This window comes from Paenibacillus sp. yr247, from assembly GCF_900103825.1.
In the GTDB taxonomy this organism is placed as follows: Bacteria; Bacillota; Bacilli; order Paenibacillales; family NBRC-103111; genus Paenibacillus_E.
In genome coordinates this window covers 181432-194087 of sequence record NZ_FNIF01000004.1, presented here as the reverse complement: position 1 = coordinate 194087, position 12656 = coordinate 181432, and the positions used below count along the sequence as shown (strand labels likewise).

15 protein-coding genes are annotated in these 12656 nt (G+C 41.7%); 11 read left to right on the top strand and 4 right to left on the bottom strand.

Going from position 1 to position 12656, the window contains the following annotated elements; translation table 11 throughout:
• Complete coding sequence (locus BLT91_RS11690) at positions 1-621, bottom strand: TerC family protein (protein ID WP_090820948.1); 621 nt, start codon at positions 619-621, stop codon at positions 1-3.
• 418 nt (positions 622-1039) lie between these two features.
• Between BLT91_RS11690 and BLT91_RS11685 the strand changes: the two genes are divergently transcribed.
• The 3 genes from BLT91_RS11685 to BLT91_RS32300 all read left to right on the top strand — a co-directional run bounded on the left by BLT91_RS11685 (position 1040) and on the right by BLT91_RS32300 (position 2526).
• Complete coding sequence (locus BLT91_RS11685) at positions 1040-1948, top strand: S-layer homology domain-containing protein (protein ID WP_090820946.1); 909 nt, start codon at positions 1040-1042, stop codon at positions 1946-1948.
• Between the two features lie 147 nt (positions 1949-2095).
• Positions 2096-2269: a hypothetical protein gene (locus tag BLT91_RS31525; RefSeq protein WP_175532254.1), complete on the top strand. Its 174-nt coding sequence runs from the start codon at positions 2096-2098 to the stop codon at positions 2267-2269.
• A gap of 137 nt (positions 2270-2406) precedes the next feature.
• On the top strand, positions 2407-2526 hold the full coding sequence (locus tag BLT91_RS32300; protein WP_217635211.1) for a DUF4188 domain-containing protein: 120 nt from the start codon (positions 2407-2409) through the stop codon (positions 2524-2526).
• Positions 2527-2701: 175 nt separating this feature from the next.
• On the opposite strand, the gene BLT91_RS11680 is transcribed toward BLT91_RS32300, so the two are convergent.
• Positions 2702-2920 carry a hypothetical protein gene (locus BLT91_RS11680; RefSeq protein WP_090820944.1) on the bottom strand — a complete coding sequence of 73 codons (219 nt, stop codon included), beginning with the start codon at positions 2918-2920 and terminating at the stop codon, positions 2702-2704.
• A 156-nt stretch (positions 2921-3076) separates the two neighbouring features.
• Between BLT91_RS11680 and BLT91_RS11675 the strand changes: the two genes are divergently transcribed.
• Together BLT91_RS11675 and fosB are read left to right on the top strand one after the other, a co-directional pair.
• Positions 3077-3544: an HAD family hydrolase gene (locus tag BLT91_RS11675; RefSeq protein ID WP_090820942.1), complete on the top strand. Its 468-nt coding sequence runs from the start codon at positions 3077-3079 to the stop codon at positions 3542-3544.
• 102 nt (positions 3545-3646) lie between these two features.
• The gene (gene fosB, locus BLT91_RS11670; protein ID WP_090820941.1) at positions 3647-4069 is read left to right on the top strand and encodes a metallothiol transferase FosB; all 423 of its coding nucleotides are present in this window, start codon (positions 3647-3649) and stop codon (positions 4067-4069) included.
• Positions 4070-4142: 73 nt separating this feature from the next.
• Here the strand turns inward: fosB and BLT91_RS31520 are convergent, their stop codons facing one another.
• Positions 4143-4304 (bottom strand): hypothetical protein, encoded by a 162-nt coding sequence (locus BLT91_RS31520; RefSeq protein WP_175532253.1) that lies wholly within the window; start codon positions 4302-4304, stop codon positions 4143-4145.
• 58 nt (positions 4305-4362) lie between these two features.
• Positions 4363-5247: a DUF2334 domain-containing protein gene (locus tag BLT91_RS11665; protein WP_175532252.1), complete on the bottom strand. Its 885-nt coding sequence runs from the start codon at positions 5245-5247 to the stop codon at positions 4363-4365.
• A gap of 163 nt (positions 5248-5410) precedes the next feature.
• Here BLT91_RS11665 and BLT91_RS11660 point away from each other — a divergent pair, with 163 nt between their 5' ends.
• From BLT91_RS11660 to BLT91_RS11635, 6 genes are all read left to right on the top strand, one after another.
• Positions 5411-6763 (top strand): VTT domain-containing protein, encoded by a 1353-nt coding sequence (locus BLT91_RS11660; RefSeq protein WP_175532251.1) that lies wholly within the window; start codon positions 5411-5413, stop codon positions 6761-6763.
• 204 nt (positions 6764-6967) lie between these two features.
• Positions 6968-7990, top strand: coding sequence for a LacI family DNA-binding transcriptional regulator (locus BLT91_RS11655; protein ID WP_090820934.1), 1023 nt, complete (start codon positions 6968-6970; stop codon positions 7988-7990).
• Between the two features lie 93 nt (positions 7991-8083).
• Positions 8084-9517 carry an extracellular solute-binding protein gene (locus BLT91_RS11650; protein WP_090820932.1) on the top strand — a complete coding sequence of 478 codons (1434 nt, stop codon included), beginning with the start codon at positions 8084-8086 and terminating at the stop codon, positions 9515-9517.
• Positions 9518-9583: 66 nt separating this feature from the next.
• Entirely contained in the window at positions 9584-10459 is an 876-nt protein-coding gene (locus BLT91_RS11645) for an ABC transporter permease subunit (RefSeq protein ID WP_090820930.1), read from the top strand.
• A 10-nt stretch (positions 10460-10469) separates the two neighbouring features.
• Entirely contained in the window at positions 10470-11339 is an 870-nt protein-coding gene (locus tag BLT91_RS11640; RefSeq protein WP_090821212.1) for a carbohydrate ABC transporter permease, read from the top strand.
• Positions 11340-11375: 36 nt separating this feature from the next.
• Positions 11376-12653, top strand: coding sequence for a CehA/McbA family metallohydrolase (locus BLT91_RS11635; RefSeq protein WP_090821210.1), 1278 nt, complete (start codon positions 11376-11378; stop codon positions 12651-12653).
• Positions 12654-12656 lie beyond the last annotated feature (3 nt).

Sequence of the window (12656 nt, the reverse complement as noted above, 5' to 3'; positions counted from 1 at the left end):
TTAAGAAGTCTTCTTCCAAAAATTAAACCAACCTATAAAACAGATCACGCACATAGCGATTATACCCATTAAATCGAACCATTCATCTTGTAGTAATTCCAGGATGCCTGGTTGTTTTTTTATTTGTAAGACAGCTAATTGGGCTAACAAGCCGGCGATGGCGACTTCGATCCAGGGCATTTTGACAAAGAACTCTTCCATTTTGGAGGAAAAAAAGAAGAGGAGAAATAATGCCGGAAGTACACCAATAGTGATGAATGCTACGTTATCTGACAGTCTGGCTGATAGCAAAATACTATCAATACTCATGACTAAATCTAAGGCGGCAACACTGCTAAAGATCCATAACAAAGAAAAATGCCTTCTCATTGTTTGCTTAGGCATGACCATCCGAATGGAGAAGATGAACATAATAAGTCCCGTTGCAATATTGATGTAGGGCACTTTCGTCCATGATTGGACGCAGGCAATATATAGGATGCGAAGCATGCAGAGGAATATTAAAAGATAGATCTTGTATTTGCTCCTTAGGCTAAATTTGTTAAGTGAATTTTGAATCATGATGGCGTTATCGATATTCGTAAATAAATTGTATACGAAGATAATGAACCAATTCTGCATTGACTGTTATCCTCTCATGTAGATTCATGCCTGTCCGGGGAAAGCTTAGATCATTATATGAGCGAAATTCCAAAATTATCTAATAATCTTAGTCTTATTAGAAACAATGTAAGCTTTTCCAGGCGAGACGATTCATTGCATAGCCCTAATGGACTTCTCATCCGAGTCAAAGAAGGAGTTAGAAATACGACTTGAAAAACATTCAGATAGCTTTGAATGCTCCAACGATGTAGGGAAATAACCAGCAGCCAGTGGCTGTTGGTTGTTTGTTTTAAAGGGAATAAAATTTGAACTTTGATTTTTATTGGATCTTTTGCATTACAGAAAAGAAGCTGCAACATTATTCGTACATACTACGTTAGGAAAGGTGACTCATAAGCGAGTTGAAAAATACATAACTTGAAGGAGAGAAGAGTAGATGAATAAAATAGCGGCACTAACGTTGACATCCTTATTGTTTAGCAGTTTGACATTCGGAACAGCATTTGCTTTCTCAGATTTAGATGAGGGACAATCAGAAGCTGTTCTAGCCTTAAAAGATCGTGGTGTCGTTAGCGGGATCGATAACGAGCATTTTGTTCCTAAAGGGAAAATTAGCTATGCTCAAAGCGTTCAAATGATCGTAAAAGGCTTGAATTTGAACTTGGATCTGATGAAATTCAAAAAGCAGCCTCTAGCATCGGACTCGTATACCACCATTCCGAATGATGCTTGGTACGCAGATGCCTTCATCATTGCTCATTATCACGGATTGGAGATCCCTAAGGACGTGAACCCGAATGCGACGATTACTCGCGAACAATTTGGGGATTTGTTAGTACGTGCTTTAGAAAAGAAAGGCAATTTCCCGTTGGTCAAAATGTTTATTGCGATCAAGGATGAGGATCAAATCACAATAGATTATCAAGGCACTTTACAGAGATTGCTGCTTTATAAAATTGCACAACTAGATAAAGATAGCAAATTCAACCCGAAGAGTAAGCTCACTCGTGGAGAAGCAGCAAACTGGGTTTATCAAGCTGTCCGCGTTCTGGAAGCTCATACTCAGAAACCACCAGCTCCAGTTGAAGAAGTGGCGGTAACGGTTGAAAAAGTAAACGACGATGTCAACAAGGTTACGCTGTCCAGAGGTGATAAACCTGATCCCGGCTACAGTATCGAAATCAATGGGATTCAGTTTAGTCAAGACGGTCAGGCCGTCATCACTTATACGCTGCACGATCCGAAACCTGATATGATGTATGCTCAAGTCATAACAGAAGCGAACGCTGTAACGTATATTTCATCTAACTATAAGGCAATAGCCGAACCTGCTGCTTCACATTAAATGTATATTGATTGATAAAAAGTGCTGCGAACCTTCGAATAAGGTAGCAGCACTTTTTGTGCTTTTAGAACCCTGCCATTTGGACCTGTCCGTCACCAAATCTCTCACATATGATATAGCATCCTATTTAAATAGGAGGTGAGAGATATGAAAATGAACTATTTCACGTTAACCTTAGGCTTACTGGGGGCGGCCAAACTGATTTTGAATGCCTATGGTTTAGACATTATTCATGACGACGATATGAATGCTATTGCCAATGGGGTAGCAGCCTTACTTTCTGTTATCGGCGTATACACTAACCATCAAAAATCTGTATAAAAATACAGATGGAAGGGTATAGAAGACAAGGCTCTGAGTGATCACTCGAGCCTTAATTTTTATGGATCTGGAATTCATTGGGAGGGCATTTATGGGAAATGTCGAAATGTACTGGAGGAAGCAATAGGAAGATGATCATGCAAAACATATTGCAAGTTTTGAGAGTCAATCGGTTGTTTACCGTACATAAGTGGTTTCCGGCATTTAATGCAATGGGTCCAATGATTAAAGAACTCTATATGAATCGGGAAAACTAAATTACTTTTTGTACATTATCATTTAAACGATGAAAAGTGGTTTCTTCCAATTAATCTAATATTAATCGTGTGTTTAAAACGCTTACGAATAGAACCCCCACAGAATACCGTGAGGGCAAGTATACATATAACCCTCGAATTGAATCGAGGGTTGTAGGGGCCGTCTTTGTATGAATTACGAGAGAATATCTTCATCAGCACTATCCGGATTTGCAGTTCGCGCCTCTGCTAATTGTGCGTGAGCTTGGTCAAGTTGTTCCTGCGCAGACTGAATAATCTGCCGTCGATTATTATTAGCAGTCTGTGCTTGATTTAAATCGCTTAGTGCATGAGCAACAGCATTGTGAGCTTGGATTTCAGCACTTTGTTGTTGATCTGATTTTTGGTCAGACATCGAGCATCCCTCTTATCTTTTGGTTTTTATATGCCTAGTTAATATTCCCAAAATGGAGTTAATCATTCATGAATAGTCATAAAAACGGCATGCTAACCTAATACAGTTTAATAATACTTATTTACTACCATGAAATAATGGAGTTGAAGGAGAAATATGATGCAGATTAATATTCCAGGATACGGCGATATGCAAATCAACCATTTAGTTTTGGATTTTAATGGGACTATTGCTTTGGACGGGCGGCTTATAGAAGGTGTTAAGGAAAGGCTTATTGAGCTAGCTCAAATATTAAAGATTCATGTATTAACTGCTGATAGTAATGGAAGTGCGAGCAGAGAATGCAACGGACTGCCAGTGGACTTAACCGTGATCGAAAAAACCGACCAGTGTGAGGAGAAAAGGCGTTTTGTCAACACGATTTCCGGTGGTATCGCTGTTGTAGGAAATGGGGTCAATGATGAGCTTATGTTTCGCCATGCGGATCTTTCAATTGCGATATTGGGAAAAGAAGGCTGTGCCACAGGAACATTAATGGCTAGTCATATCGTTGTTAAAGAGATCATTGATGGGTTGGATTTATTATTAAAGCCTCATCGACTTGTTCCAACCCTCAGAAGATGAGATAAATATTTAGCTTTGACCAACCTTTGGGATGGTTTTTTTAGGGAGTTGATTGTTGTAAGATTGTAAATAGTAAGATATTTGCCTCAGGAGGTCCTACAATTGAAAATCAGCTCCGTAAATCATTTTCTTTTTTCTGTGACCGATTTAGAAAAGTCGATTCAATTTTATCAAAATGTATTTGATGCAAAGTTGTTGGTCAAAGGAAGAAGCTTAGCTTATTTCGATTTAAATGGAATCTGGCTGGCGTTAAACGTAGAGAAAGATATACCGCGTAATGAAATTCAGTATTCATACACCCATATAGCTTTTACTGTGGAGGATGAAGATTTTGATGCTGTGGTTAAAAAACTCGAACAATTAGGTGCACACATTCTCCCTGGTCGTACGAGAGACGAACAGGATAAACGTTCAGTTTACTTTACCGACCCGGATGGGCATAAATTCGAATTTCATACGGGCACTTTAGAAGATAGGCTGACCTATTACAAAAATGAGAAATCCAATATGACATTTTATGAATAGAATACCGTGTATTTCGGGGCAAACTGAAAAAGCCTGGTCCAAGTGAACCGGGCTTTTTCGCATACCTATATGATTATTGATTTTGAGATCTACTACTGGAGGACTGATTTTCTTTAAATACCTCTGCCGCTTCCTCTGCAGAAAATTCCGTATCATCTTGACCTGGGACAGGCATTTTGTTTAATTCAGTAGATTGTACTTCCGCCTTGGTTGCCTGATTATTTTGCTTGGGCATGGTGACACCTCCTTTTTTAACATAACAACAACGAATAGTTTCCCACAGAATGAATTTTCTATACCGATTGCGGCGAAATATAGGAATGGATTAAGTCCAAGATTGATACAAAGTGCCGATCAATTGATAACAGGTTTTGTATAAGCCTTTTAAGGGGGGAACCTTCTTCATAATAGGGAGGAGCATACTTTCGTATGTGAATATAGGGGAATTCGAGAAACGGGTGATAGAAAAAGGAAGCCAAATCATCTTCACCGAAATGATTAACTTGGCTGATCATCCGATTCACGTCTTGTTCCACGGTGTCGCCGCCAACATATCCTAGGGGCGTCGGGACATAATAGGTTTTCCCGAGAATTGACCTTGAACTGCGAAAAGTCACTTGTCGGCTGTCAGGGGCATCCGGATTGTCTTCATAAAACAACCAGGTGCAAGCCTCCAAAATCTTGCGCTGAACTTCAGATGCGGCATAATGCGGGGTTTCAAACCAATTCGGTCGTAAGCCTGCCGCCTGAAATGCGGACGACGCTTGTTGAATTCTTCTGTAAGCGTAAGACTGTTGAAATTGTATCATGGAGGATAACGATTCTATCGGATCATCCGGCGGGCAGTCTTTCTTGCAGCCAGAATAAGCAAATTCATAGCCATCACCACTGATTGATTGGTCGTACTGGTGAGTATAACCGTGCATGCCGAGCGATGCTCCGCGTGCGCACAAGGTGTGCAGGGTTTGGACGAATCTAACGGAAGCTGCACTATTGGGATTCCCGATAGAACAATCGATTCCACGCTCGGGATCGACAAATCGAGAAATTACAGCAACGTGAAAAGGCACTCTTTGCATATATAAATAGTCCGCAACGGCACGTAATTTCATTTGACTCTCCGTGGTTTCGTAATAACCCCCAGGTCCGATATCCTCCAGCCGAAGTAGTGCTTTCAAGATTAAATCCCCCCAATATTTACTTTGCCTTTGCCTTCTCTACCATGATATGTGTAAGAATTGAGTTTCATCTCTCTAGTGCAATTGGAAAGGGCGTTCAAATCGAGATTATTGAAAGTTTATGGGTTAAATGGGTATTCTAGAGAAAGGAGGGGACATTTCAATGGTTAATTGGATCACTAATGCCTTTCATCATTATGGATATATCGTGTTATTTGTATCACTGTTCTTCGAACTCCTCGCCTTGCCGCTTCCAGGAGAACTTCTAATGAGTTCAGCGGGTTTGATGGTCTATGAAGGTAAGTTAAACTTATTTGTTTGCATTGTAATTGGGGGCCTCGGTGCTAGCCTGGGCATGACCGCGGCTTATGCCATTGGATATCGCCTTGGGCTGCCTTTTGTTCATAAGTACGGGAAGTATGTTCATTTCGGTCCAGAAAGACTAAATAAGACGTCTCATTGGTTTACTGTTTATGGAAATAAACTCCTCGCGGTTTCGTATTTTATACCCGGCGTCAGGCATTTTACAGGTTATTTTGCAGGTATCGTTCGCATTCCGTTCCGCACCTTTGCTATTTACTCTTATATGGGTGCTTTCATATGGGTGGGTGCCTTCGTTTCGCTTGGAAAGTTGCTCGGTCCCAAATGGGAACAATTTCATAGAGTCATTACCCGTTATTTGTTTGTGGGTATTATGATTTTATGTGTGATTGTGATTTCTATTTATGTTATCAAGAAATATCAGCATTCGCTTGCTCGTACCCTTCAAATGTGGCTGGAAAAAGGAGTAAGTGTATTTCATTCATTTGGCCGCATTAAAATGATTGTGGCTTTTACTGCATTCGTATTTTTATGCTTATTCTTTTTCACAATGGGATTAATACAAGATTATCTTGCACAAGAATTCGACACTTTTAATGAAGTCGTGACTTTGATTGCAGGATCAGTAACGGAGGACATTACTTTCGAATGGGCAAAACCTGCTTCGGTCCTCGTTAGTTTGCCGACAGTAACAATTATTTCTGCCTTGATCTTGATCTGGATCGCACGGAGAGGGAAAGACAAGCCACTAGAATTCCTTTTCCTTTTCCTATCTGTTGTGGGGGGAGAAGTATGGGGAGAGTTGTTAACCGGGGTCTTTCATCGAATAAGTCCACCAGCCCTTAAAGTTGGATTAGTTATAGGTAGTGAATCGGGGTTTCCGTCAGAGCCCACTCTATTTACGATTACTGTTTATGGTTATGCGGCGTACATGGTATTTCGACATGCCTCTAATTTATGGGTGAAAAGCGCTATCATGCCTACGTTTGTTGCTATTCTACTTTGGGTAGGGTGTAATGATTTGATTTATGCGAATCAGCTTCCAAGTGATATTGTGGCAGGTTTCTCCTTCGGAGGCGTTTGGATTAGCATGCAAATCGTGCTGCTTGAAGTGTTTCGTTTGATAAGGCAATCTAACCTAAACAATCAAAAAGCTTACCGAAAAAAAAGTGGCAAGGAAAGAAGAGGAAAGTAAATGTTTTATTAACGCGTTAAAACAAGACAAACTCCATATTTTGTAATAGGTTAACCGCTTTCCTAATATTTACCCAGCTTTAACAAAAAACCTGTTGTAATTTAATAAATATCTAATATAATAGGAAACATAAAGCAGTTAAACCGGTTTAATTAAACCGCTTTAACGAATCCTTATATGAGTGAATAAAGAGGGGGTGGGATTATGGCTACCATTGATGACGTTGCTAAGCTAGCTGGTGTTTCTAAAGGAACTGTCTCCAGTGTTTTTAGTAAAAAGAGACCGATCAGTAAACCGGTGACTGAAAGAGTGCTTACGGTAGCCAAAGAGCTTGGCTATTACCCGAATCATATTGCCCGCAGCTTGGCTATCAAGAAAACGATGATTGTAGGCTTGAAAATGCCGATTTCAAAAACGGGCACCATGTCACAGTTTGAAATCCAAATGCTTAATGGCGTCATAAAGGAATGTACGAAGAACGGTTATAGGATCCTGCTCGATACACTTCCTGAGCACGAAGATCTCACTCAATTTTCAAGCGATCCAGTCGATGGTGTTATTATGCTGAACCCCCGAAAGCATGATCATCGAATCGAGAGATATGAGCAAATGGGGATACCGTTAGTACTGGTAGGAAGACCTGATCCATTAATTAGTTCAATTAGCTACGTCGATAACAACAATGAACAACTCGCCTATGATGTTGGAAAATATTTATTGACTCAAGGGCACCATTCCATTATTTTCTTGAACGCTTCATCCGATATGACCGTTTCCGTTGATAGAGAATTCGGGATCATGAAAGCTTTTGAGGAGCAGGGAATACCTTTTCCGAGAGAAAATAGGATGAACTACTCACGGAAGCTGCATGCAACAGCGTCTGATTATGGCTATATGTCCATCATGGATACTTTTAACAAGGTTTCCTATACAGCTGTTGTGGCTGATACGGACAGAGTTGCGCTCGGTATTCTGCGTGCAACAAGAGAGCTAGGCATTGATGTTCCGAGGGATTTATCTATAGTGGCTTTAAGCAATGACGCAAGGCTTGCACAGGAAATGACACCGAAGCTCACTTCGGTCGAGCTTTCAGCTGAAACATTAGGGGCTGAGGCGGGACGCATTTTAATTCAAAAAATGCTTGATCCAATGACTGTGGCACAACATATTGTTAATGCAGAGATCATTTATCGCGATTCTTGCAGAACTTTACAGCAGATCGTGTGATTCTGTGAGGTTAACAGACTTCGAATGAAAGCGCTTTATTAATGTTTTGTAAAGAGGTTTTACCAATACAAGCACAAATAGACGGAGGGTAATATGAAAGCCAAGAAATCGAAAGTCGTAAGTTCTATGGTGGCGGTACTGCTAGTCGGAAGTCTAGCTGCGGGTTGTAGCACTAACAGCAACTCAGGATCCGAAACTCCAAAAATGTCTGATCAGCCGAAGACGGAAGGGAAGAAAGAGGAACGTTCCCTACGCATGATGTCCGCGGTCATTGGCGGGAAAACTCCGGAAGAAAATGTCCTATTTGAAAAGGAAATTGAACGCTTGACAGGCATCAAAGCGAAGCTGGAGAAGCCTGCTTCGGATTACAACACGAAACTGATGGCTGCCGTATCCTCGGGCGAGAAATTTGACCTTCTTCAAGTGAGCAAGGAACTTATGAACACACTGACCGCACAAGGGATTCTAATGCCTTTGACGGATCAAATAAAAGGCTCAAAAACTTTGCAGGATCCAGAAGTTTTACCACCGCAAGAGTGGGATCAAGTGAAAACGAAAGATGGGAAAATATACGGTGTATTTAGTAAATTCCAAGGTGGAACGATGCCTATCGTTCGCGCTGACTGGTTAAAAAAGCTGAACCTGCAAGAGCCGAAAACGTTTGATGAATATTATAAGGTCTTGAAAGCTTTCACGGAGCAGGATCCAGACGGCAATGGAAAGAAAGACACCTACGGTTTAAGTACAGCAGGCATGTATGAATTACAAGGTTTCTTCAGCGGAGCAGGTCTCAAACAGCGTTATGTAGAGAAGGATGGGAAGTTGGATGTTCCTTATTCAACAGATGCGGCTATTCCTGTGTATGAGTGGCTGAATAAGCTTTATAAAGAAGGCATTCTGGATCCAAACTTTGCAACAAACGATACAGGCAAAATGCGCAACTTATTCCTTGCTGACCGTGTAGGCATGATTACATATTGGGATGCTTGGGTCGGAATGCTGAACAACACTAGAAAGCTAAAGGATGCTAATACCCCATTTGAAGCTAAGGGGCTGCCTGGGATACCTGGAGCAGATGGTAAATATATGCTGCGTCGTGGAGATCCGGACGTTTGGGTAATTCCAGTGAATGCACAAAGTCCTAAAACAGCCTTTGAATTCATCGAATGGTGGCACTCCAAAGAGGGTATTGTGCTTGGCAGCATGGGTATTAAAGATAATGATTACACAGAAAACGGCGGAAAATATGAGCTTACTCAAGCAGGTAAAGATCACGCGATGGATCATGGTGTACCTTTCTGGTATAACAAAAAGTTCCCGAATCCGTTTGGTCTGCTTCCAGGCGTAAAAGAAGCTCAAGATCTAGTCATGAAGAATGCTACGCTCGAATTGACACCTCCGAAATGGGCAGATGCTGAGAAAATTATTAACGAGTATTCCTTCAAAGCGATTCTTGGCGAAATGCCGGCGGCAGATGCTGTAAAGAAAATGCGTGAACAATTAAAGTCAGCTAAATTGATTGATTAGTTTTTTCCTACAAGGGAGTATGATCACATACTCCCTTGACTATCAAAGGCAAGGTGGTGACTTCGTTTGAAAGCCGTATGGAAATTCAAATCCCTTTACATCATGATGCTTCCGATCATGGCTTATTTCCTTGTCTTCTCCTATTATCCATTGATTCGTGGCTTTATTATCAGCTTTCAAGAGTTCAGGCTAATCGGAAACAGGCCATTTATAGGCTTTGACAACTATTTGACCGTACTTAAGGATCACGCTTTCTGGGAGATGCTTCAAAATACACTGATTCTCGGCGGGGGTATGCTTTTAATCGGTTTTATTATGCCAATTATACTAGCGTTATCTCTCAATGAAATTCTTTCAGCATGGTTTAAGAAAGTGATACAGATGATCGTTTATGTGCCTCATCTGTTTTCATGGGTTGTGGTAGGTGGCATGTGGATTCTTATGCTTTCTCCGGACACTGGTATTGTGAACGGGATTCTTAAGTTGTTCGGTACGGTAAAGCCGATTGGCTTCATGTCTAGTCAAGACACAGCTAGATGGGTCATGGTGCTGACTTCCGTTTGGAAAGAAATGGGCTTCATTTGTATCCTTTACTTAGCTACCATTGTAGCGATCAATCCCGCTCTTTATGAGGCAGCTCGTATAGATGGCGCGAATCGCTGGCAATTGGTTCGTTTTGTAACGCTGCCTTCGTTGGTTACAACGATGAAAGTAGTCATTATGTTAAATGTACTAAGTATTTTGAGGATTTTTGATCAAATCGTCGTCATGAGAAACGGTGCCATCGCCAAAAAGGTCGATGTGATCATGATGTATACGTATCAAAAAGGGATTTTGGAGTTTAAAGTTGGATTAGCGACATCAGCAGGATTTCTAGTGATCTTTGCTACATTGATTATTACGTTTGTAACTAGAGCGATCATTCGCTATGACGAGGGGTGAAATGGACAGCATGAATACAAACAGACCACATACGGGCTGGGGAAGCCGACTATTCGATGGGTTTAACTTCTTATTTTTGTTTGTACTGCTTGCAACGATGATCATCCCGCTGTTAAATACGTTTGCGCTTGCCTTTTCTTCGAATTTCGCTTCCATGCAGCCGGGAATCATTTTATATCCAAAAGAATTCAGCTTTGAGGGCTTCTCAACCGTTTGGAACCGCATGCAATTGTACCTGCCCTTCACGAACAATGTCATAGTCACGTTAGTGGGGACCGTTTGCCATGTATTTCTGTGCTCGATGGCGGGGTATGTGTTGATTCAAAAGGGTTTACCCGGCAAAAAGCTGATGGTCTCAGCGATTTTACTCACCATGACTATTCCAAGCGAAGCTATCATGATCCCACTTTATGTGGTGAATAAAGAACTTGGCTTGCTAAACTCGTTAACAGCATTAATTATGTCCGGAATGGTTTCCGGATTCAGTATTTTGCTTATGCGCAATTTCTTTTTGTCCGTACCTGTTGAAATGTCGGAATCGGCAACGATGGATGGGGCGGGAGCATTTCGAATTTTTTTCAACATGTATATACCGCTGGCTGCAGCGGGACTTGCTACCGTTACCCTTTTCGAATTTGTTAGTCGATGGAATCAATTTACGCCTGCACTCTTATATATTAGCGATCATGCCAAATACACGCTGCAGATTGCATTAAAATCTCTTATCGTGGATACGGATTCTACTTCAAGTAATTTCATTGTAACAACGAATGTAAGGATGGCAGGGATTGTGATTGCACTGATACCCCTCGTTATTATTTATCCTTATGTACAGAAGTATTTCGTCAAAGGTATTCTGGTTGGAGCTAATAAAGAGTAAATGATCATGTGAAAAAGGAGCGTGAAGAGCGTCGTGATGCAAGAGAATCGAAGAAAACAGATTGCTTCTTATCGGAGAGAAATTAAGCACGAGGAGCAAAGTGCATATATTGAAGTTCCTTTCGAAATGCCGGACCAGGTAGAAGAAATACATGTTAGCTTCTTTGTAAATTCGTTCGGAGAGGCTAAACCTGTCATTGATCTCGGAGTGAGAGACAGCCATAAAGTGCGGGGCTGGAGCGGAGGTGCCCGTTCCGAATTCACGATCGGACTGGAAAAGGCGACACCGGGTTACTTGCCAGGGGAACTGGCTTCCGGGGACTGGGCAGTTCTTCATAATGCCTATAAGGTCCCGAAGGAAGGCTGCGAAGTTACGATAACAATCACGTTTTATTTCCATACACCCCGTTGGCTAAAAGGAGATCTTCACACACATAGCGTGAATAGCGATGGCACGTTTACTTTAGAGGAAAATGCATCCATCATGGAACAGCTTGGCTGTGATTTCATTGCCATGACGGATCACAACGCCGTTAGTCAAAACTACTCGTATCCTCGCAATACGAGCGTAGTCATGATACCAGGGATGGAGTTTACGACGAACTTCGGTCATAGCAATTTTCTTGGAGTTGCAGAGCCTATCGATGATTTTCGGGTAAGCGGTCAAGCTGATGTGAACGAACGTATTGCCACAGCTCGTGAGCGGGGGGCTAAGATCGTACTCAATCATCCTCATTGTGATTTTTGTCCATGGGAATGGGATTTGAATGTGGATCATGACTGGTGGGAAGTTTGGAATGGCCCTTGGACAGCGCGTAATGAACGTGCGTTGGCTTGGTGGCAGGAACAGCTCGCGTCGGGCAGACACCTCGTAGCCGTAGGAGGCAGTGATGTTCATCGTCCCGATCGATTTGTCAAACATGCTATGCCTTGCACCTGGGTCTATGCGGAAACGAAAACAGTAAATGGTATTCTACAAGCGATTGATAAAGGTCATGTGGGGATTAGCTATTCACCGGATGGACCTTTCGCCCAATTATCTTGTGGGGCATACATGACAGGTCATACAGTGCCTGCAAATGTATCCGATACCGTGAAATTAAGTGTAGAGAATTTGCGCGAGGGAGATCAAATCAAGCTGATCAGTGAACGCGGTACGGAGAGGTCAGAGATTTGTTCGCAATCAGGAACACAGGTGTTTGAGTTCGAACAGAACGGTAGAATGTTTTATCGAGTCGAAATATGGCGCCATTTCGATGAAGTGAATATGACGTTGATGGCCATGCTAACGAATCCGATTTATTTTGAAAGGTGAGTG